The sequence below is a fragment of the Paraburkholderia caffeinitolerans genome, assembly GCF_902859945.1.
Classification (GTDB): Bacteria; Pseudomonadota; Gammaproteobacteria; order Burkholderiales; family Burkholderiaceae; genus Paraburkholderia; species Paraburkholderia caffeinitolerans.
Genome location: NZ_CADIKL010000062.1, coordinates 1 through 19,303, shown reverse-complemented (window position 1 = coordinate 19,303; position 19,303 = coordinate 1). Strand labels below are relative to the sequence as shown.

Annotated in this window: 20 protein-coding genes; 14 read left to right on the top strand and 6 right to left on the bottom strand. The window is 65.9% G+C overall.

All coding sequences use genetic code 11. The annotated features are described in order from the left end of the window. Window positions 1-29 precede the first annotated feature (29 nt). Window positions 30-824 (top strand): YfaP family protein, encoded by a 795-nt coding sequence (locus HV773_RS34460; protein ID WP_175198313.1) that lies wholly within the window; start codon window positions 30-32, stop codon window positions 822-824. A 35-nt stretch (window positions 825-859) separates the two neighbouring features. Then, window positions 860-1,666 (top strand): YfaP family protein, encoded by an 807-nt coding sequence (locus tag HV773_RS34455; protein WP_175198306.1) that lies wholly within the window; start codon window positions 860-862, stop codon window positions 1,664-1,666. Window positions 1,667-1,692: 26 nt separating this feature from the next. On the opposite strand, the gene HV773_RS34450 is transcribed toward HV773_RS34455, so the two are convergent. After that, a complete protein-coding gene (locus HV773_RS34450; RefSeq protein ID WP_175198305.1) occupies window positions 1,693-2,526 on the bottom strand; it encodes an isocitrate lyase/PEP mutase family protein in 834 nt (277 codons plus the stop codon). Window positions 2,527-2,864: 338 nt separating this feature from the next. Between HV773_RS34450 and HV773_RS34445 the strand changes: the two genes are divergently transcribed. Further along, entirely contained in the window at window positions 2,865-4,049 is a 1,185-nt protein-coding gene (locus tag HV773_RS34445) for a pyridoxal phosphate-dependent aminotransferase (RefSeq protein WP_175198304.1), read from the top strand. Window positions 4,050-4,099: 50 nt separating this feature from the next. Here the strand turns inward: HV773_RS34445 and HV773_RS34440 are convergent, their stop codons facing one another. After that, window positions 4,100-4,333, bottom strand: a complete 234-nt coding sequence (locus HV773_RS34440) for a hypothetical protein (RefSeq protein WP_035534754.1) — start codon at window positions 4,331-4,333, stop codon at window positions 4,100-4,102. A 37-nt stretch (window positions 4,334-4,370) separates the two neighbouring features. Then, window positions 4,371-4,835: an Lrp/AsnC family transcriptional regulator gene (locus HV773_RS34435; protein WP_175198303.1), complete on the bottom strand. Its 465-nt coding sequence runs from the start codon at window positions 4,833-4,835 to the stop codon at window positions 4,371-4,373. 136 nt (window positions 4,836-4,971) lie between these two features. Between HV773_RS34435 and HV773_RS34430 the strand changes: the two genes are divergently transcribed. Continuing rightward, a complete protein-coding gene (locus HV773_RS34430; protein WP_175198302.1) occupies window positions 4,972-5,598 on the top strand; it encodes a LysE family translocator in 627 nt (208 codons plus the stop codon). A gap of 27 nt (window positions 5,599-5,625) precedes the next feature. Here the strand turns inward: HV773_RS34430 and HV773_RS34425 are convergent, their stop codons facing one another. After that, window positions 5,626-6,141: a DUF1993 domain-containing protein gene (locus HV773_RS34425; protein ID WP_175198301.1), complete on the bottom strand. Its 516-nt coding sequence runs from the start codon at window positions 6,139-6,141 to the stop codon at window positions 5,626-5,628. A gap of 368 nt (window positions 6,142-6,509) precedes the next feature. Between HV773_RS34425 and HV773_RS34420 the strand changes: the two genes are divergently transcribed. The 3 genes from HV773_RS34420 (at window position 6,510) to HV773_RS34410 (ending at window position 9,278) form a co-directional block, all read left to right on the top strand. After that, the gene (locus HV773_RS34420; protein WP_246282607.1) at window positions 6,510-7,118 is read left to right on the top strand and encodes a hypothetical protein; all 609 of its coding nucleotides are present in this window, start codon (window positions 6,510-6,512) and stop codon (window positions 7,116-7,118) included. Between the two features lie 283 nt (window positions 7,119-7,401). Further along, entirely contained in the window at window positions 7,402-7,686 is a 285-nt protein-coding gene (locus tag HV773_RS34415; RefSeq protein ID WP_175198300.1) for an RNA-binding protein, read from the top strand. A gap of 308 nt (window positions 7,687-7,994) precedes the next feature. Then, a complete protein-coding gene (locus tag HV773_RS34410; protein WP_246282606.1) occupies window positions 7,995-9,278 on the top strand; it encodes a L,D-transpeptidase in 1,284 nt (427 codons plus the stop codon). Window positions 9,279-9,312: 34 nt separating this feature from the next. Here the strand turns inward: HV773_RS34410 and HV773_RS34405 are convergent, their stop codons facing one another. Together HV773_RS34405 and HV773_RS34400 are read right to left on the bottom strand one after the other, a co-directional pair. Further along, a complete protein-coding gene (locus HV773_RS34405) occupies window positions 9,313-10,212 on the bottom strand; it encodes a DMT family transporter (RefSeq protein ID WP_175198299.1) in 900 nt (299 codons plus the stop codon). A gap of 143 nt (window positions 10,213-10,355) precedes the next feature. Next, a complete protein-coding gene (locus HV773_RS34400) occupies window positions 10,356-12,008 on the bottom strand; it encodes an ABC1 kinase family protein (protein WP_175198298.1) in 1,653 nt (550 codons plus the stop codon). 232 nt (window positions 12,009-12,240) lie between these two features. Here HV773_RS34400 and HV773_RS34395 point away from each other — a divergent pair, with 232 nt between their 5' ends. The 7 genes from HV773_RS34395 to HV773_RS34365 all read left to right on the top strand — a co-directional run bounded on the left by HV773_RS34395 (window position 12,241) and on the right by HV773_RS34365 (window position 18,932). After that, the gene (locus tag HV773_RS34395) at window positions 12,241-12,996 is read left to right on the top strand and encodes a DeoR/GlpR family DNA-binding transcription regulator (RefSeq protein ID WP_175198297.1); all 756 of its coding nucleotides are present in this window, start codon (window positions 12,241-12,243) and stop codon (window positions 12,994-12,996) included. 432 nt (window positions 12,997-13,428) lie between these two features. Beyond that, a complete protein-coding gene (gene phnS / locus HV773_RS34390) occupies window positions 13,429-14,514 on the top strand; it encodes a 2-aminoethylphosphonate ABC transporter substrate-binding protein (protein ID WP_175198296.1) in 1,086 nt (361 codons plus the stop codon). Window positions 14,515-14,621: 107 nt separating this feature from the next. Continuing rightward, on the top strand, window positions 14,622-15,749 hold the full coding sequence (phnT, locus tag HV773_RS34385; RefSeq protein WP_377729455.1) for a 2-aminoethylphosphonate ABC transport system ATP-binding subunit PhnT: 1,128 nt from the start codon (window positions 14,622-14,624) through the stop codon (window positions 15,747-15,749). Next, the gene (locus tag HV773_RS34380) at window positions 15,727-16,635 is read left to right on the top strand and encodes a 2-aminoethylphosphonate ABC transporter permease subunit (RefSeq protein WP_175198294.1); all 909 of its coding nucleotides are present in this window, start codon (window positions 15,727-15,729) and stop codon (window positions 16,633-16,635) included. Before phnT ends, HV773_RS34380 begins: the two co-directional genes overlap by 23 nt. Beyond that, the gene (gene phnV / locus HV773_RS34375; protein ID WP_175198310.1) at window positions 16,625-17,515 is read left to right on the top strand and encodes a 2-aminoethylphosphonate ABC transport system, membrane component PhnV; all 891 of its coding nucleotides are present in this window, start codon (window positions 16,625-16,627) and stop codon (window positions 17,513-17,515) included. The genes HV773_RS34380 and phnV overlap by 11 nt, the downstream gene beginning before the upstream one ends. 4 nt (window positions 17,516-17,519) lie before the next feature. Then, window positions 17,520-18,326 (top strand): GntR family transcriptional regulator, encoded by an 807-nt coding sequence (locus HV773_RS34370; protein ID WP_175198293.1) that lies wholly within the window; start codon window positions 17,520-17,522, stop codon window positions 18,324-18,326. Window positions 18,327-18,377: 51 nt separating this feature from the next. Next, a complete protein-coding gene (locus HV773_RS34365; protein ID WP_175198292.1) occupies window positions 18,378-18,932 on the top strand; it encodes a phosphonate degradation HD-domain oxygenase in 555 nt (184 codons plus the stop codon). The last annotated feature ends 371 nt before the right edge of the window (window positions 18,933-19,303 follow it).

The following is a 19,303-nucleotide window of genomic DNA, read 5'->3' as shown; positions in this document are numbered from 1 at the left end:
CGCGTGTGCTCGCCATGGCAGGCGTCATCATGCTGGAGTGCGCGCCAGCGCATGCAGTTGGCGATGCCGCAAATGCCGCTGATTCCGGCACGCTCGCGCGTCTCACTGGTGCGTTTAACGGCTGGCGTCACAGCGGTCTCACGAATGAGGGTGAGCAGTACGTGGCAGGGTATCCGCGCCCGCCCATCGATCGCGGCGCACAGCGCTTTCGCACGCTGATCGAAGGCCAGCTCAAACATGTCGATCCGCATGCGCGCCGCCCGCCCATGCTGGTCGTGAACGGCAATCCCACACCGCTCTATACCGACGAGCAAGGTTTCTTCGCGCGGCCCTGGGCATTCGGCGCCGGTTCGAACAGCATCGAAATCATTTCGGCCGATGGTGCGAAGCGTCAGCGCATGCAGTTCTACGAAGCGGATCGCAGCAAGCCGCAGGCCAGGTTGCGCGCGATCGTGACGTGGGACGACCCGCGCGCGCAAGTCGATTTGCACGTGATCACGCCGAGTGGCCTGCATGCGTATTTTGGAAATCCCACGCTCGAAGACGGTAGCGGCTTCGATGTGGATTCCGTCGATGGCGCCGGGCCGGGCATATTCTCGTCGGCGGCGCCGGAGCATGGCACTTGGCTGTTCTTCTTCAACTACTGGGGCAACTTCGATTCGACGGGCTACAACTTCGATCCATCCGCGCACGATCGCGACGTGATCACGGCTACCCTTACGCTCGTGTTCAACGAGAATACGCCAAACGAGCGTCGCGAAACGCGCGTGGTGCCGCTGCGCAAGATCGGTGATCTCTTGCTCGTGAAGAGCGAGCGACTTTGAGCTTCAATATCTACACGACAACCAGGCGACCCAGCATGCATCAGATCCGGCTCCATCGTCGCTTCTTACGCCACGGGCTCGTGGGCTTCGCGCTTGCGCTCGTCGCGGTCACGAACGCCGCGCATGCCGACACTATCGACTTCACTGCGCCGCTGAACGGCTGGCGCAATTCGGCCGGCGACGAAGCGCGCTATACGCAGGACGTCCACTATCCCGCCGTAGCCGTGAGCACGCCGGAGGGCCAGTCGGTCAACGCGTTGATCGCGGGGCACATCAAGGCGGCGCCCAAGGCCCGGCCGGGCACCTCGGTGGGCACGCTCGTAGTGAACGGCACGCCCATGCCTCAGCGAATCGAGGAAGACGGCGCGTTCTCGCGGCCGTTCGCGTTTGGCGCGGGCAGCAACAGCGTGGAGCTGCGCACGGCGGACGGCACGCGCAAACGCGTGCAGTTCTACGACGCCTACACGGGCAAGACGCAGGCGCGCCTGCGGATCGTGCTCGCCTGGGACACAGACGGCACCGACCTCGACCTGCATGTGGTATCGCCCGACGGCGTGCACACGTTCTACGCCGACCGTGTGGCGCCGAACGGCGGCGCGCTCGACGTGGACGTGACGACGGGCTACGGTCCCGAGATCTATTCGAGCGCTGCGCCACTGCACGGCACGTACCTCGTCTACGTGAACTACTACGGCAATGGCAACAGTGGCAGCGACATGACCGTGGCGCAGATCACCATCATCACCGACGAAGGCACGCCGAACGAAAAGAGCGAGACGATACGCGCGCCCATGCGCAAGCCCGGTGAGCTGACGCTCGTGAAGCGCTTCGTCGTGCCGTGAGCGGCGCTACGGTACCGTCGAAAAAATCAGGAAGGATCCCTGAATAGATCGTTGAGCTGATTGCCCGGCGCCGCGTCGACGAAACCGTCGAAGCGACCTTGCACGAGCGTCTGAGCGGCACGCATGAAGCCACCCCATGCGGAGCGAGCCAGTGCGCCGCCCACGCTCACGCGCCGCACGCCCATCCCAGCAAGATCCTGAAGCGTGAATTCCGAAGCCGAGCCGATCAGCACGTTAACAGGCTTGGGCGCAACGGCCGCAACCACCGCAACGATGTGCTCGCGTGCGTGGATCCCCGGCATGTAGAGGCAGTCCGCACCCGCCGCCGCATAGGCTTTGATGCGCGCGAGGGCGTCTTCGAAATCGGGTTCGCCCGTGAAGAAGTTTTCCGCGCGCGCCACCAGCAACGTATCGCCGCCGCGTTCGTCGATGGCGCGTCGCGCGGCCTTCACGCGCTCGACGGCGACCTCCAGCGGGAACAGCGGCTCGGCCGGGTCGCCAGTCGAATCCTCTATCGAGAGCCCTGCAACCCCTGTGTCGACGGCGAGTCCCACGCTCTGCGCAACGTCGGCCGCATCGGCGCCGAAACCATTTTCGAAGTCCGCGTTGATGGGCAAATCGGTGGTCGCGACCATCTCGCGCAGATGCGCGAGGACGGCCTCGCGGGGCAGCGAATTGTCACCGCAAGCGCGCGACCATGCAAAGCCCGAACTGGTCGTGGCGAGCGCCTTGAAGCCGACGCTCTCGAGATAGCGCGCGCTGCCCGGGTCCCACGGGTTGGGCAAGAGGAAGCAGCCGGAAGCATGCAAGGCTCGGAATGCGGCGCGTTTTTCCGCGACGCTGCGTGGCGAAGAGGGCATGGCGTATCTCCAGGAGTGGCCCAGGACCGGGCGGCGAGCCGACGATAGCGCACGGCCGCGCCCGCATCGAGCGTGGTGAACGAGAGCATGTGCGGCACGGCCGGCCAGCGTGCATTGTGCTCCGGTGTGCGCCGGCGCGCTCGCGCGGTGTCGGGCGCGCGCCCATCATGTGCGCGGCTCCCAGTGCGTACCGGCGGGACGGAAATTCCTTTGCGCTATTTTTCCTCGATCGCGTTCCTTGGTATCGTGGTGTCCTTGCCGTGCGTATGCGCATCACGCCAGGCGCACGGATTGAACATGAATCGACGCAGGCGGCGTCGCAGGGAGACTCGCGGACGATGAAATATTCGAATCTGGTGGAGCGCTTGCAGGGGCGGCGCACGTCGGCGTGGGAGATCCATCACGCCGCGATGCAGGCGGCGGCGCGTGGCGAAGACGTGATCGTCCTGAGCGTGGGCGATCCGGATTTCGCGACGCCCGAGCCTGTCGTCGAGCGTGCCGTGACGGCATTGCGCGCGGGCGATACGCACTACACGGCGATCATGGGGCGCGAGCCGCTGCGCGAAGCCATTGCCCGGCAGCACGCGGCGGCGGGCGCGCGGGACGTGAATGCGCAGAACGTGATTCTGTGCGCAGGGGCGCAAAACGGCGTTTTCGCCGCGTCGCTATGCCTGTGCGAAGCCGGCGACGAAGTGCTCGTGCCGGAGCCGATGTACCTGACCTACGAGGCGGCGATTCGCTCGTCGGGCGCGACGCTCGTGCCGGTGCCTGTCGATCCGGACAACGGTTTTCATCTCGATTGCGACGCCCTCGAAGCGGCGCTCACGCCACGCACGCGCGCGATTTTCTTCGCCACGCCGTGCAACCCGACTGGCGCGGTGATGCCGCGCGAGCATCTCGAGCGCATCGCGCAGCTCGCCCAGCGTCACGATCTCTGGGTGGTTTCCGACGAGGTCTATGCCGATCTCACCTTTGAGCGCGAGCACGTGAGCATCGCAATGCTCGACGGCATGGCGCAACGCACGGTGACAATCGGCAGCCTTTCGAAATCGCATGCGATGCCGGGTTGGCGGTTTGGCTGGGTGATTGCGCCCGAAACGTTGATCGGCCATCTGGGGCGGCTCGCCTTGTGCATGTTCTATGGCTTGCCCGGCTTCATCCAGGAGGCCGCGCTCACGGCGCTGGAGCAGCGCGAGCCAATCGTCGCGCAAATGCGTGCGATCTACCGGCGCAGGCGCGACCTGGTCTATGCGCGCCTGAGCGGCGTGCCGGGGCTGCGTTGCCTGCTGCCGGAAGCCGGCATGTTCATGATGATCGACGTGCGCGGCACCGGCCTCGATCCACAGGCGTTCACGTGGCAGCTATTCGAAGCGCAAAAAGTGTCGCTGCTCGACGCGAGCGCATTCGGCGAAACGGCAAGCGGCTATGTCCGCTTCGGCTTCGTGGTCGACGATGAGCGGCTCATCGAGGCCTGCAATCGGATTGCAGCCTTTGTCCGGCAACTGCCCCGGACAGGGCGCTAGCGGACTTCGAAATTCAGGCGCGCCGGCAGTTCGCGTCCGTTGCGAGTCCGTCAGCGATTGCCATCGAACAGGTCGTTGAGCATTTCGTCGAAGGCCGCCTGGGCGTCTTCAAGCTCCTGCAGCGCGGCGTCGAATGTCTGCAAGGCAAATTGCGACGGCCGGCCTTCACCTTGTGGCGGAAATTGCGTCTGCAAGGCGGTGAATGCCGTCTTGACGCGTTGCGTGGCGTTCAGCACGCGGTCCATTGCGGCGGCCTCTTCGGCTCGTGCCTGTTCTGGGTTCATCGAAAGCTCCGGTTTGAGAAGAGAAAGTGTGGCGTGTTCACGGCAAGGGCAACCGGCCCTCGGATTTCACGGCGCGCAGCGAGAGCGCCGATTCGACCGCCGTGACGCCCGGCAGACTGCGCAACTCGTCGCGCATGAACGTGCCGTAGTCGTCGAGGTCGCGCGCCACGACCATCAGAATATAGTCCGCCGTGCCGGCCACGTTGTGGCACGAGAGAATCCGCTCGATCGCGCAGACTTCGCGCTCGAAGCGGTCGGCCAGCGACCGGTCGTGCACGGCGCAGCGCACCGAGACATAGGCGAGCACGCCGTAGCCTAGCCTGCGCCGCGAGAGCATGGCCCGATAGCGCTCGATATAGCCTTCCTGCTCGAGCCGCTTGAGGCGGCGCGCGCAAGGTGTTTCGCTCAAGCCGACGGTTTCGGCGAGCCGCGCGATCGGCATTCTGCCGTCCGCCTGCAGGGTGCCGAGGATCGCGCGGTCGAGTTTGTCCAGATCGCTCATGGCGCGGAGTGCTTTCCTGATTTCGATGACAAAATTTTAGGGCATTCCGCTTCGTATTGAAGGGTTATCCACAAAAAACGTCAGAAATCGCTCCGGCGTTAGCGGCAATATAGAGCCTCTTCCAAGCGAGGCCAACATGATTTCCGCTCACCTGCTGTTGATGTTCATTGCCGCCCTGGTCGTGGTCAGCGCATTGCCGGGCGCGGACATGGCGCTGGTGATGCAGACCAGCATGAGCCGCGGCGCGCGGCGCGGTTTCGCGGCGGCTTGCGGCCTCGGGCTCGCGCGCGCCACGCACGTCACGCTTTCGGCGTGCGGTCTCGCGGCGCTGCTCCATAACGCACCGTGGCTCTATGAGGTCGTGCGCTATGTCGGCGCGCTCTATCTGACCTGGATTGCCGTGCAGATTTTCCGCGCGCCGGGCTTTGCCTTGCCGGATCAGGCCGGTGCGATGGCCGAGCGCCCGCTGCGCGCGGACTTCTTCAAGGGCCTGCTTACCAACCTGCTCAATCCGAAGGCGCTGTTGTTCTGCTCGGTGCTGCTGCCGCAGTTCATTCGCCCCGAGGCGGGGTCGGTCTGGCTGCAGGTGACCGAGCTGGGCATCCTGCTCGTGATCGTGTGCGCGCTGTTCGACGTGATCTACGTGCTGGGCGCGTCGCGGATCGCCGTGTGGCTGCGCCGGCATCCGCTGGCGCAGACCGTGCAGAAATGGGCCTTCTCTTCGGCGCTGATTGGCTTCGCGGTGCGACTTTCGCTCGATTGACGCGCGAAAGCCGCGCGCCCGGACGCATTACGCGTTCGGCTTGCCGCCCAGATAGTCCAGCTTGCCCAGTTCGACGCCGTTGTGGCGCAGGATGTCGTACGCCGTTGTGACGTGGAAATAGAAGTTGGGCAGCACGAACGCCAGCAGGTAGTCCTGGCCCGTGAACTCGATCGGACCCGAGCGCATCTTCAGCGTAATGGTCTTGCCTTCTGAGCCGTCGATCTGCTCGGGCTTGAACGTGTTCAGGTAGTCGATCGTCTTCTGGATGCGCGTGTGCAGGTCGTCGAAGCTGACTTCCACGTCTTCGAATTTCGGCGCGTCCACGCCTGCGAGGCGCGCGGCGCAGCCCTTCGCCGTGTCCGTGGCAATGTGGATCTGGCGCGCGAGCGGCAGCATGTCGGGGAATAGCCGTGCGCCGGTCAGCACCGAGGGGTCGATCTGCTTTTCAGCCGCGTGCGCCTGCGCCTTGCCGATGATGGTCTGCAGGCTGGCGAGGCCGCGCACGAGCACGGGCACCGAGGCGTGATACATGGTGATGGACATGGGAATTCCTCGTTCCTTGAATGTGCACGCCGGACTCCGGAGCGGAGAGGGGCGGGCGGATCATTATGCGCCATCGGGTTTGACGCCGCCATTGCCTGAACGGCCGATCTTGCGGCAACGCGCGCGTTCCGGCACGCGCCAGGCAAATTAGTCTGCATGACGAAATAAAAATCCCGTTATAGAGCGCGTAGTTTGCGCATAGTTCGGTTTGGCCGCCTGGCGCGGCTCAGGTGATGGTGCATGCCGGGCGCGATCTGCCGCGCATGACCCGGTGCTGCATATTCACCACGTGGAATTTGGATGTGTTTTAATTGTCCGGCATTGACCATCCATTTCACATCGTACGGCAGCGTATGGTGCCTTGATCCATGAACGCAGAATTGGCAGAAAAACGCCGCGCCGGGCGTCGCATGGCAGAGGGCAGGGCGTGCCGGACGTACCTGCGCGGCTTGCGCCCGCTTGGTTGCGCGCTGCATGGCGTGCTGCTGGCGCTCGCCATCGGCGGCGTAGCGCGCGGTGCGCCCGCCATGGCGCAGGAGTCGCAACTGCTCGACGCGCGCGTGACCCAGGAGTCGGTGGCGGAGACGATTTGCCGGCCCGGTTATGCCGATACCGTGGCGCCTCCGTTCAACGAGACGATGGCACAAAAGGGCCGGCTGCTCGCGGCACGCGGCATCGATTCCGATGAGGGCGTCGCCTATGCGCTCGACCGGCGCGTGCCGATCCTGCTCGGCGGTTCGCCGGATGCGGCTGCGAACTTCGACTTGCTGCCGTGGGGCGGCCATGCCGGCGAACGGCGCAAGTCGCTCCTTGCGGTGCGACTCAAGCGTTGTGTGTGCGCCGGGCGGATATCGCTCGCCCAGGCGCAGGCGGCCATCTCCGGCAACTGGTCGCACCAGTACGATCAGCTCACGCGCATGCAATGCGGCGCGGATATGGGCGATACCACTTCGGCGAGCAGCGACGAAGGCCAGTAGCTCGCGCGCGACCATGGTTGGCACGTTGATTGCGCACCCTCCAGAATCGACGCGTCGGAAGGCAGGCGTTTGACAATATGCCGCAGCGCGCAGGCTGGAGATTAAGCATATTCTGCCTATCATCAATAAAAGTGGAGTGAGCGAAATGCTATCGTCGAGTCTTTTCCTGCTTGTAGCCGCGGCCCTGCTCGGACAGGCGGTTTGGGCTCGCGCAAAGGCGCGCGCGAGTCTTCAACCCGTGCGGGTGCGAGTCGACCGAGCGCGCCGCTACCGGTAGCTCAACATGCACCTGACCGTCTGGAACGTTCCCGAAACCTGTAGCGAAGAAGACGTGCGCGACTTCATCAAACGTGAGCTCGGGCATTACGCCAAGGGCGTCACGGTGTACGACGCCGGCACGTCGAACGCCCACGCAGATATCGAACTCGATTCCGATGTGCCCTACGTGGGCGAATTGGTGGCGCGCGAGTTGCAGAGCCGGCGCCTTGCCGGTGTCGCGCTGCGTGTGAGTGCCGCGCCGTTCGATGGCGAGGCGCAGCAGGATCCACGGCCTGTGTCCGTGCGCTGATTCTTCGTGATGTCGTGCCGATCGCGCCCTCCTCGTAGCGGCGCGATGGCTTTTTCCGCTTTGCTTCCTTCTTCGCCGCGCGTTCGTCGGCAAATTGAGCTTCCTGTCTGGTCGCAACGGCCGCCCACTTGCGTGCAGTGCGCCTGGGGCGCATATCGCTTTGTGCTGCGACTTGCGCGTTTTGTCTGGTTTAATGGCGGGTGGTTCTGCCGGGACACTGGCCCGATGCGCGCGTCGTGGAGCGCATGCTCTCGGGTTGGCATCGCGGCAATCTATTCCAGACAAAACAGCAATTAGCCGGATTCACAATGAACGAAGACTTTTCGCGCGGCGCTTTTGCGCGCGTGAACGGTGGTGTCCGGGGCGGCACTACGAACGCCCATTCTCGTGATGCGTCGCGTGCGCCGTCGCGGATTCGCCGCGTGCTGGGCGCGGCTGTCTGCGCGTGGTGGGCTGCCAGCGCCTCGGCTGCGGGTGTCGGGGCCGCGTCGGGCGCGCATGTGGCGTCGGGGGCCGTGGCCCAGGCAACGTCGCATCCGGCGGCGGCTTCCGGCGTTGCGCCGGCCAGGGTATCGGGTGCATCGGCGCCTGTGCGGGCTTCGTCCGCGCAGGGCGTAGCCGCGGCATCGGCGGCTGCATCGTCAGCAAAGTCGGCTTCTGCTGCGTCGAGCGTAGCGTCGGCTTCGTCGGCTGCATCAGCGGCCTCCGCGTCGTCGGCATCGTCCGCGTCGTCCACTGCGGCGCCGGCGCAACCCGCGTCCGGGCCGGCTCCGCTCGTCTTGCCCGAACATCCGAATCTCACGTCCGCGCAGGCCGCCGAGGAAACGCACCGCGCGCTGGCCATGCGTCAGACCTTCGCGAGCAGCGTGAAGCGCCGTCTGCGTGTGCCGCCCGCCGATCAGCGCGCTTACGGTCAGCGCCTGCAGACCGCGCTCGACGAAAAGAACCTCGGCGCGCTGGCAGGCGAGTTCGTCATCCTCGTGGATCGTGCCGCGACCGTCCAGGCGCTCTTCATCTACTTCCGTGCGATGCCGGGCGCACCGTGGCAGATGATCGGCGCTTCGCCGGTCGCGACGGGCCGGCCCGGCGAATTCGATCACTTTCTCACGCCGCTCGGCGTGTTCGAGCACACGCCCTCGAACATGGACTTTCGCGCGGAAGGCACGATGAACGAGAACGGCATTCGCGGCTACGGCGCGCGCGACATGCGCATCTACGATCTCGGCTGGGTCGATGGCGAGCGCGGCTGGGGCAAGGGCGGCCGTTCGCCGATGCGCTTCCAGATGCACGCCACCGACCCCGACCGCCTCGAGCCGCTGCTCGGCATCCGCCATTCGAAGGGCTGCGTGCGCATTCCCGCGTCGTTGAACACGTTCATCGATCACTACGGGATCGTCGACGCCGAGTATCAGGCGCTCGTCGATTCGGGCAAGTCGCTGTGGGTCCTGCACCCGAGCCGCGAGGTCACGCCTTGGGCGGGGCGCTTCATCGTCGTGATCGACTCGCAGCGCAAGGTGCGGCCCGCGTGGGCGCCGGCGCCGGGCAGCAAGGCGCGCGCGAAGGTGCCCAAGGGCGGTGACACGGCCGATTGATGGCTGATCGAAGGCGCGTCGACGGCCGATTGATTCAGCCGCGCCGTGCGATCAGCACGCCCGCGAGCGCCACGCCGAAGCCCGCCATTTGCACCGGCGCGAGCGTTTCGCCGAACAGCAGCCAGCTTTCGAGCGCGGCGAGCGGCGGCGCGAGAAACAGCAGCGCCGTGGCGCGGGCCGCATCGCCGTGGCGCACCATCCAGACGAGCAGCGTCACGCCCACGCCCGAGAGCATCGCGATGCCCCATGCAAGCGAGACCCAGAGCGTTGTCGATGCAATCCAGCGATGCTCGCCCAGCGCGAGCGCCAGCAGCGCCGCGACCACGGCCGCGCCCGCATTCTGGACCGCGCTCGCGCTGCGGATATCGGCTTTGGCGAGCGAGGTTTTCTGATAGAGCGTGCCTGCAGTGATCGCACCGACCGCGAGCACCGCGACGAGCACAACCGTGAGCGGGTTCGCATGCGCGCCCGAGGCATCGGCCGCACCGGCCGCCTGGACGCCCGCAGCGGCGGCGCGCAGTTTCGGCATCAGCACGAGCACCACGCCGGCGAGACCGAGCGACAGGCCTTGCCAGCGCCGCATCGTGAGCCGCTCGCCAAACAGCGGCGCGGCGAGCGCCGAAGTCAGCAGCGGCTGCAGCGCGCCGAGCAGCGCCATCACGCCGGCGCTCAGGCCCTGCGCAACCGCCCAGTAGCTCGCCCCGAGATACACGCCTTGCAGCAGCGCGCCGGCGAAGAGGTGCTTGCCGAGTTCGCGCCCTCGCGGCCATGGCGCGCGCAGCGCGAGCGCGACGCAGGCGAACAGCAGCGCGGTCCCGCCAAAACGCGCGAGCAGGAACAGGTTGGGGTCGGCATAGGGTGCGATCGCGCGGGCGACCACGAAGCCCGTCGACCACAGGACGACGAAGAGGGCGGGAGCGAGCGAGTCAAGCATCGGTTGTGGCAAGGGTGGCGCGGCGCCAATAGGGGAGTCTGTCGCGAATGAACGGCGAACGAACCGTGGGCATCACGCGGACGACGCGCGGGCCACGGGCGAAAGACCCGGAGTATCGTCGGAGCGGGCCGTGCCGGTCTTGTTCAGGACTGCACTGATGAGGCGGTGCGGAAGTGTCCAGCATGCGCCGCGGGAAGGTCCGGCATGCGGCTCGCCTGGCTGAAGGACGGCGTGGCGAAGAGCGTCGCGGCCACGCCGATCAGCACGCCAGTCACGGCGCAGGCGATCAGCAGCGCGCGCGTGCGGCGGTGCTCGCGGCGCAGCGCCTCGAGCGCCGCGGCCTGGGCTTGCGCGGCGTTCGGGCCGTGCGCCGCGTGCGTGTGATGCTGCATGAAGTGATAGATGAGTTGCGGCACGCGCGGCGCGATCTGCGCGAGATGCGGCAACTCCTGGGAAAGCCGCTTGATCCAGCCTTGCGGGCCGAGATCGCGCTTCGCGATGTCCATGAGTGTCGCGCTTGCGATACCCCATGCATCGACACCCGGATGAATCGTGCGCGCGAGCGTCTCGGCGTTGCCGAACGCGCGCTGCGCGGCGGCGAGCCGCGGCGACACCTCGCCGCCGAACGGCTGCACCGAGTGCAGCAGATGATGAAACAGCGCCCCCGCGCTGCGTGTGCTCGCGTCGCTGGCGAAATGCGCTTCGCTGCGCGTGCGCAGCTCGGCTTCGATCTGCTCGGCGCGCGCATGCGTGGGCACGTGGCCCGCGACGTGATGGAGCGCGGCCAGGCGCGCGTAGTCCTGTTCGAACAGCGCCGTCGCGCCGTGCACGAAGAATTCGCGCTCCGGCGAAGAAAGGCTCGTCATCAGCGCCGCGCTCGCGAATATGAGGCGGCCGTGCGTTTGCGGCTCGATGCTCACGGCTACGCGCCGCGCGTCGAAGGCCGCATGGAAGAAGCCGTGCTCGAACGCCTGCTGCGTGACAACTTCGATCAGATGCGCGGCTACGCGCGTCACGTTGATGTGATGTTCCGCGAGCCCGGCGAGGTCGGTTACGTGCACGGTATCGATATGCTCGACCGTGAGCGTCTGCGCGGTGCAGCAGTCCCAGATCACGTCGGGCACGAGCACGCGCGCGTCGTTGGCGAGATGGTGTCCGGTCTGGCTCAGGTTCGCGGCCTGCGCGCGCAGATCGAAGCGGCGTTGCAGATCCTCGCGCAGCGTTTGCGCGAGCGCGCGCAGGCCCAGCTTGCGCGCGGCGCCCGAGAAGCGCTCGAGCCAGCGCGCGACGGCGCACAGCAGCGCGGCGTCGTCGTCGACTTCCTGCACTTGCTTCGCGCGCAGCACGCGCACTGTCACCATCTGATGGCCGTTGACCGGCAGCACAAGGCGCGCAACGTGGGTTTGCTCGCACCAGCCGTTGTGGCTCGGCGTGGGGGCGATCCACGAGAAGATCGTTTGCGGCGGCTTGCCGAACGCAGCGTGCAGCGCGGCATCGAGTTGTTGCGGCGTGAGCGGCTCTTCGAAGTGATCGACGGCGTCGATAGCGTCGTGCAGCGTGGTCGCGGCGAGTTCGGGCTTGTTGACGAGCGTCTGAGCGAAGGCGCCCGCGAGCGGCGCGAGGCGCGGCAGGGCGCTCGACAGGTGCGTGGCGAGGCGCTCGTCATCGCGCATGCGCGCGGCGAGCGAGACGATCCAGTGCAGCTTGTGATGCTCGGGCGCTGCGAGCCAGATCAGCCGGATGCCGTAGCGCAGCGCGCAGAACAGGAGACGCAGTTGGCGAAGTTGTGAACGCATGGGGGAGCGGCCGTCGACGGAACGACAAATCGACAAAATGGAAAGCCGCCCGGTTCCCGGACGGCCAGCATCAGATTAACAGGGATGGTCGCGCGTTGGCAGAGCCGTTTTGATTCGCTTCGGCGCGGTATGGGCCACTGCAGGGCGCTTGGCCCCGGCACGCGCAATCCGGCACGCGTAATACAATACGGCGGCCCTTTCGATAACACGCCGCGCAAGCGCGCTCACCGAGATGCTCGCAGAACAACGCCACCAGTACATCCTTTCGCAAGTGACCCGGACCGGTGCGCTCTCCGTGGCGGATCTCGTGCGCGAGCTGCGGGTCTCGCGCGAGACGATCCGGCGCGACCTCAATACGCTCGCGGGGCGCGGGCTGCTCGTGACGACTCATGGCGGCGCGCTGTCCAGCGACCGCAGCGAGCCGGATCTCGACGTGCGCGAGGCCGCCAATGCGAGCGCCAAGCGCGCCATCGGCGAGCGCGCCGCAGAGTTCGTGCCCGACGGCGCATCCATCATCATCGATTCGGGCAGCACGACGCATGCGCTCGCGCGCGCGCTCATCGACCGCCATCGTCTTACCGTCTACACCAACGACTGGCGCATCGCGCTGCTGCTCGGCCGGCGCAACGAGAACCGCGTGACGATGCTGGGCGGCGAGCTGTCCGATCAGGAAGAGGCCACCTTCGGCCTCGATACGGTGCAGCAGCTCGCGCAGTATCACGTCGATTACGCGTTCGTGGGCGCGGGCGGCATTACCGCCGACGGCTGGCTCACCGACTACACGCGCATGGTCGCCGAGGTGCGCAGCCGCATGCTCACGGCCGCAGCCTGCGCGGTCGTCGTGGCCGACAATTCGAAGTTCGGCCGCGTCACGCCGGTGCGCATCAACGGCTTCGAGCGCGCCCGTTACGTGATCACCGAGCTCGCGCCCGAAAAGAGCATTGCCCGCGCCATTGCCGCGCGAGGGCCCGAGCTCCTCGTCGCCTGATTTTCCACGTCAGGGTTTTCCTCCGCTGCCGTGCACGCACGCGCAGCGCGCCGCAGCCGCTTTCCTCGCTCCCCGCCTTACTGCGATTCGCCGACCGTCGGTTGTGCACTGCCGCGAGCATTCGGCGGGTAATGGCATATGCTGATTTTTGGCGAATTGTGGAATTTTCTGACACTCGCCACAATCGTCATGGCCTTGTCACGAAAACCTGTGATTCTTGCCGGGCCCGTTTAGACGGGGCCGGCGCGCTTGATGAGGCAACTCCTGGTGTGCAGTGGGTCCGCGGGTGGCAATGACAGATTGCAGACAATCTACAATCTGTGTGCCGCACCGGACGGGTACGGAAGGTGGCGCAGTCCGCCGACGTTCGACATTCGACTAAACACGCATCGGGTATCCCCGAGCATACGGTTTCTGCCTTCGGAGAGCGACATGAACCACAGGAATTCCCCTCGCGCGGGTTTCGCACGCAAGCTGTTGCCCATGATGGCCGCCGCCGCGCTGCTGCAAGGTGCGGCGCTGAGCGCCCACGCCGCCGGCTCGGTTGTGCTGTACACGGCTGACGGCCTCGAAAATCTCTACAAAGACGTGCTGCCCGCCTTCGAGAAGAAGGAAGGCGTGAAGGTCAATATCGTGACCGCCGGCAGTGGCGAAGTTGTGAACCGCGCCAACGTCGAAAAGGACGCGCCCAAGGCCGACGTCCTCATCACGCTGCCGCCGTTCATCCAGCAGGCGCAGCAAAACGGCCTGCTGCAGCCGTACCAGAGCGTGAACTACAAGAACGTGCCGACGATCGCGAAGTCCGCCGATGGCTCGTGGGCGACCTTCGTGAACAACTACTTCTCGTTCGCGATCAACCCCGAAGTCGTGAAGAACCAGCCGAAGACGTTCGCCGACCTGTTGCATCCGGACTATTCGGGCAAGGTCGCGTACTCGAATCCGGCCACGGCCGGCGACGGCATGGCCGTGATCATTCTCACGACCTCGCTGATGGGCGAAGACAAGGCGTTCGAGTATCTGAAGAAGCTCGAGCAAAGCGCCAAGTTCCACACCAAGGGCACGGGCTACCTCGACGTGCTGCTCTCGCGCAACGAGATCGCGGTGGCCAACGGCGACCTGCAGATGGATCTCGACGATGCGGCCAACGGCGGCCTCTCGCTCAAGCCGATCTTCCTTGCTGCCGAAGCCGGCGGTCATCCCACCACGTTCCAGCTGCCGTACGCCATCGGCCTGATCAAGAACGGTCCGAACCAGGAAGCGGGCAAGAAGCTGATCGACTACCTGATGTCGACGGAAGTGCAATCGAAGGTGCCGGACATCTTCGGCATTCCGGGCCGCACGGATGTGGCGCTCTCGGGCAAGAACGGCGCGGCGGTGAAGCAGGCGATCGAAGGCGTGAAGCTGATTCCGGTGGACTGGAACCAGGTGATGGCGAAGAAGGCCGACTGGACCGCACGCTGGAAGAGCGAAGTGATCGGCTCGTCGGGCAAGCAAATCGAAGTCGTGAAGCCGAAATAAGTGGTTGCAGCAAGCAACTGAGCAATACCTGAGTACCTTGTATGAGGCCAGAGTAAGGGCTTTTTCGGCACTTGCTCTGGTCGACAGTTTTGCAGGAGATGAACCCGGTGAATACCGCAAGCCTTGCGCCGGCCCAGATGGCCCGCGCACTGCCGGATGTGTCCGGCTTGACCGATGTCGCCGATGCCGCCGATACGGGCCGCTTTAGCGGCGCCGCGGGCGTCCAGATCGATCGCCTGAGCGTGCGCTTCGGCACGCGCACGGTGCTGGACGATCTGTCGCTCACCATCCGCCGTGGCGAATTGCTGACTGTGCTGGGCCGCAGTGGTTGCGGCAAGACGACCTTGCTGCGTTTCATCGCCGGGTTTATCGAAGCCGATGCGCTGGCGGGCTCGCTCACCGTCGCCGGACGCGACCTGACCCACGTGCCGCCGCATCAGCGCAATCTGGGGCTGCTGTTTCAGAGCTATGCGCTGTTTCCGCATCTCTCGGTGTTCGAGAACGTTGCGTTCGGGCTCAAGGCGCGCCGCGTGCCGGCGCGCGACATCGCGCGGCGCGTGGCGGATGCGCTCAAGCTCGTGCAGCTCGGCGACGCGGGCCACGTGATGCCCGCGCAGCTCTCGGGTGGCATGCAGCAGCGCGTGGCGCTGGCGCGCGCGCTCGTGATCGAGCCGGACGTGCTGTTGCTCGACGAACCGCTTTCGGCGCTCGACGCCAATCTGCGCGCTTCGGTGCGCTCCGAACTCAAGGCGCTGCACGAGCGCCTGCCCGATCTCACGATCGTTTGCGTGACGCACGATCAGGACGACGCGCTGGTGCTTTCCGATCGCACGCTCCTGATGCGCGATGGCCACATTGCGCAGCTCGGCACGCCGCAGCAGCTCTACGACACGCCCAACGACGCCTACGTCGCGCGCTATCTCGGCGCGGCGAACCTGTTGCCGCCGAGCGTGGCGTTTCCGGTGGGCGACGCGCGTTACAGCGTGCGCGACAAGCTCGCGTGCTTGCGCCCCGAAAGCCTGCGCATCGTGCCGCTCGGCGAAGGCAACCTGCACGGCACGATCGAGTCCGTCGAGTGGTATGGCTCGGTGCTCTCGGTGCCGGTGCTGCTTGATGCGATGCCGAAGGAACCGGTGCTCGTCACCATGCAGCGCGGCCACGGCATGACGCCGGAAAAAGGCATGCGTGTCTCCCTGCGTTACGAGGCTGACGATGTCGTCCTTATCAACCCCTGATTCCGCTTTCCCTGGCGCCGAAACGCACGCGGCCGCAGCGCGCCGCCGCGAGCGGCGCGCGCAGTGGCACATTGCTTTCCTGCTCGTGTTCGTGCTTGGCCCACTGGTGGTCTATCCGCTCGTGCGCCTCGTGCTGCTTAGCTTGACCGGCGAGCACGGCCTGAGCCTGCATGCCTATGCGGCGTTCTTTGGCAACCCCGATTCGCGCGGCGTGATTGGCACGACGCTGTGGATCCTGTTTCTGAGCGCGGGCATCGCCTCGTTGCTGGGCGTGGCGATCGCCGCGATCCTGTTCTTCAAGCCGTTTCCGGGCGCGCGCCTCATCACGCGCTTTCTCGAGCTGTTCGTGGCGTTTCCGTCGTTTCTGGTCGCCTTCACGCTGATCTTTCTGTACGGCTCGCAAGGCTCGGTGAGCATCGGCCTGCAACGGCTCTTCCATCTGCAGGCGCCCCCGCTCGATTTTCTGTTCGGCATCGGCGGTGTGGTGCTCGCGGAGGTGGTGTTCTATGCGCCTTTCGTGGTGCGTCCGACGCTCGCGGCGTTCGCGCTGCTCGACATGCGCCTGATCGAGGCCGCGCGCAGCCTGGGCGCGAACAACCGCATGGTCGCCGCGCGCGTGATCCTGCCGCTCGCGTGGCCGGGCATCGCTGCGGGCACGATCCTGTGTTTTCTGCTGACGTTCAACGAGTTCGGCATTCTGCTCGTGCTCGGCAGCGCCCATCTGGTCACGCTGCCGGTGGCGATCTATAGCTCGGCGACCGTCGATCTCGATCTGCCGACCGCCGCCGCGGGCGCGGTGGTCATGCTCGCGATGTCGCTTTCTTTGTATGCGTTGTATCGGCGCGTGAATCGCCGCAGTCATGGGGGCGCGCGTGATGGTAAGTAATTCGGCAAATAATCCCGTAGCGGCAGCGTCAGACCACATTGCCCTGCCGCCGAAGCATCTGCGGGCGCGGCCCGTCGAGCGCAGCGCGCTCGCGCGCATCGGCAGCGGCGTGTTACTCGCGCTCGCGGCGCTGCTGTGTTTCTGGCTCTTCGTGTTGCCGGTGATCGTGGTTGCGCTCTCGAGCGTGGCCTCGCACTGGTCGGGCACGATCCTCCCCGACGGCTTCAGTACGCGCTGGTTCGAGCGCCTCGGTTCGAGCGATTTCGACGCGGTCGTCACGAGCCTCGAAATCGGCTTCGGCGTGGCGGTGCTCGGCACGGCGCTCGGGCTGTGGCTTGCGCTGGCGCTCGAAGGGCGCGATCGGCGCGGCCTTGGCGCCATCGCCGACGCGCTCGCGATGGTCCCCAACGGCGTGCCGAGTGTCGTGCTCGGTCTCGCGGTGCTGATCGCCTATCACAAGGCGCCCGTCGATCTGTCGAGTTCGGCGGCGATCGTCGTGTTCGTGCAGCTCGCACTGGTGCTGCCGTTTTGCTATCGCTGCGCGGCGGCGGGGCTGCGTCCCGAGTTGACCGTGCTGCGCGAAGCGGCCGCGAGCCTCGGCGCGCCGCCCTCGATGGTGCTGCGCCGCGTGGTGCTGCCGCAGTTGGTGCCGGCTATTCGCGCGAGTCTCGCGCTGGGCTTCGCGATCTCGCTCGGCGAACTTGGCGCGACGCTCACGGTTTATCCGCCGGGATTCGCGACGGTGCCTATCGTCGTGGTTGGTGCGGTCGAGCGCGGGTATTACCTGCCGGCGTCGGCGCTCTCGCTGATCTTGCTGATCGTGTCGCTGGCGGCGTTGTCGCTGATTGCGGCGCGCGCGCCGCGCCGCCGCGCGGATTGAAACCATGGACCGCACGCGGGCCGACGCGCAGCGCCGCCTCGCGGGATGGTCCGGCGGCGATGCCGACGCGGCAGAAGAGCCGCACGCGGATCGCGACCTGAAAGGAGTGCGCGTGGCAACGGTGACGCGCGATGTCGATCTACGGAGCGCCTCGCATTCGAGCGCGGCGACGCCGCTCGCGCTAGTGCGCGAGCGCTCGCTGACCGACCTCGTGCGCGACGAGATCGAGCGCTGCATCGCGGACGGGCGGCTGGCGCCGGGCGCGAAGCTCGTCGAGTCCGAATGGGCGGCACGATTGCAGGTGTCGCGCGGACCGGTGCGCGAAGCGTTTCGCGCTCTGGAGCAGGCGGGGCTCGTGCGCAACGAGAAGCATCGCGGCGCGTACGTGCGCAGCGTGTCGGACACCGAGGCGGGCGAGCTTGCTTTGTTGTGCTCGGCGCTTGAAGAGGCGGCGTGCCGGAGGCTGGCGGCGCGTATCGACGCGGCGCAGGTGGCCATGCTGCGCGACCGGCTCGACGCCATGCGCAGCGCGCTCGCCGACGGCGCTGCGTTCGCACTCGCATGCGAGGCGTTTCGCGACACGCTCGTCGAAGCGGCGGGCAATGGCAAGCTGCTCGAAGCGCATCGGCGCGCCGTGAACGAATGGCGGCTATCGCCGCGCCTGCCGCAACCCGACGCAATGCGGCAGGCGACCTATGCGCGGCATCGGGCGGTCTTGAATGCGTTAGCCTCGCGCGATGCCGACGAGGCCGCCGCCCGGATGCGCGCGCAGGAAACGTCGGGCGAACGGGATGACGCCGACGCCTGTTGATCGACAGGCGGCGCGGCGATTCGAAGCGATGGAATACAGGAGGGAGCGAGCATGGCACTGAGTCTGGAAGACATTCGTAGCTTGTTCGAGGAGCACGGCGGGCAAGCGTATAGCGGCGAACCGGTAACGCAGCTTGAGCACGCGCTGCAGAGCGGTGCATTGGCGGAGGAAGAGGGTGCGAGCGAAGAGCTCGTGGCGGCTGCTTTTCTGCACGATCTCGGGCATCTACTGAATCACCAGGGCGAAACGCCGACCGAGCGCGGCATCGACGACCTGCACCAGTACTATGCGCTGCCGTTCCTGCGGCCGATTCTGCCGGCAAGCGTGCTGGAGCCGATCAAGCTGCACGTCGATGCGAAGCGCTACCTGTGCGCAACCGATGAGGCGTACTACGGCCGCTTGTCGGCCGATTCCGTGCGCAGCCTGCAACTGCAGGGCGGCATTTTCGACGCCGATGGCGCGCGCGAATTTGCCGAGCGTCCCCATGCGGACGATGCCGTGCGTCTGCGCCGCTGGGACGACCTCGCGAAGGTCGCCGGCAAGCAAACGCCGAATCTCGACCACTACTTGCAGATCGTGGATCGCGTGATGCAGCGTCACGCTTGAACCGGTTTCGCGTCTATTTTCGAGGGGTTCAAAAAAACCCCTTGTCAGATCGCGTTTGCGTGACTAGAATTCCGCTCCTTCGCTAGCTGAAGTCCGGCAGCGAAGCCTGTCGCGAGAAACGGCGGGGGCGAGGAAGTCGACAGTTTTTAAACGGAGACGTTAAAAAAGATGTTGACGAAACGCGAAAGAGTCTGCATAATCTCGTTTCTCTGCTGCTGACGCAGCAACGCAGAAAGAAGCCGGTAGTTAGATGTTTTTAACGGCAACTTCGCGATCGATCTTTAAAAATTTACAGCCGATAAGTGTGGGCGCTTGATGGGTTTCGTGACCTGGTGATTCCTTCGGGGATGACCGGGAGTAGCGAAAGTATC

Excerpts from the sequence above, each read along its gene's own strand:
- HV773_RS34460 (WP_175198313.1), top strand. The coding sequence starts at position 30 with ATGCTGGAGTGCGCGCCAGCGCATGCAGTTGGCGATGCCGCAAATGCC.
- HV773_RS34455 (WP_175198306.1), top strand. The coding sequence starts at position 860 with ATGCATCAGATCCGGCTCCATCGTCGCTTCTTACGCCACGGGCTCGTG.
- HV773_RS34450 (WP_175198305.1), bottom strand. The coding sequence starts at position 2,526 with ATGCCCTCTTCGCCACGCAGCGTCGCGGAAAAACGCGCCGCATTCCGA.
- HV773_RS34445 (WP_175198304.1), top strand. The coding sequence starts at position 2,865 with ATGAAATATTCGAATCTGGTGGAGCGCTTGCAGGGGCGGCGCACGTCG.
- HV773_RS34440 (WP_035534754.1), bottom strand. The coding sequence starts at position 4,333 with ATGAACCCAGAACAGGCACGAGCCGAAGAGGCCGCCGCAATGGACCGC.
- HV773_RS34435 (WP_175198303.1), bottom strand. The coding sequence starts at position 4,835 with ATGAGCGATCTGGACAAACTCGACCGCGCGATCCTCGGCACCCTGCAG.
- HV773_RS34430 (WP_175198302.1), top strand. The coding sequence starts at position 4,972 with ATGATTTCCGCTCACCTGCTGTTGATGTTCATTGCCGCCCTGGTCGTG.
- HV773_RS34425 (WP_175198301.1), bottom strand. The coding sequence starts at position 6,141 with ATGTCCATCACCATGTATCACGCCTCGGTGCCCGTGCTCGTGCGCGGC.
- HV773_RS34420 (WP_246282607.1), top strand. The coding sequence starts at position 6,510 with ATGAACGCAGAATTGGCAGAAAAACGCCGCGCCGGGCGTCGCATGGCA.
- HV773_RS34415 (WP_175198300.1), top strand. The coding sequence starts at position 7,402 with ATGCACCTGACCGTCTGGAACGTTCCCGAAACCTGTAGCGAAGAAGAC.
- HV773_RS34410 (WP_246282606.1), top strand. The coding sequence starts at position 7,995 with ATGAACGAAGACTTTTCGCGCGGCGCTTTTGCGCGCGTGAACGGTGGT.
- HV773_RS34405 (WP_175198299.1), bottom strand. The coding sequence starts at position 10,212 with ATGCTTGACTCGCTCGCTCCCGCCCTCTTCGTCGTCCTGTGGTCGACG.
- HV773_RS34400 (WP_175198298.1), bottom strand. The coding sequence starts at position 12,008 with ATGCGTTCACAACTTCGCCAACTGCGTCTCCTGTTCTGCGCGCTGCGC.
- HV773_RS34395 (WP_175198297.1), top strand. The coding sequence starts at position 12,241 with ATGCTCGCAGAACAACGCCACCAGTACATCCTTTCGCAAGTGACCCGG.
- phnS (WP_175198296.1), top strand. The coding sequence starts at position 13,429 with ATGAACCACAGGAATTCCCCTCGCGCGGGTTTCGCACGCAAGCTGTTG.
- HV773_RS34380 (WP_175198294.1), top strand. The coding sequence starts at position 15,727 with ATGTCGTCCTTATCAACCCCTGATTCCGCTTTCCCTGGCGCCGAAACG.
- phnV (WP_175198310.1), top strand. The coding sequence starts at position 16,625 with ATGGTAAGTAATTCGGCAAATAATCCCGTAGCGGCAGCGTCAGACCAC.
- HV773_RS34370 (WP_175198293.1), top strand. The coding sequence starts at position 17,520 with ATGGACCGCACGCGGGCCGACGCGCAGCGCCGCCTCGCGGGATGGTCC.
- HV773_RS34365 (WP_175198292.1), top strand. The coding sequence starts at position 18,378 with ATGGCACTGAGTCTGGAAGACATTCGTAGCTTGTTCGAGGAGCACGGC.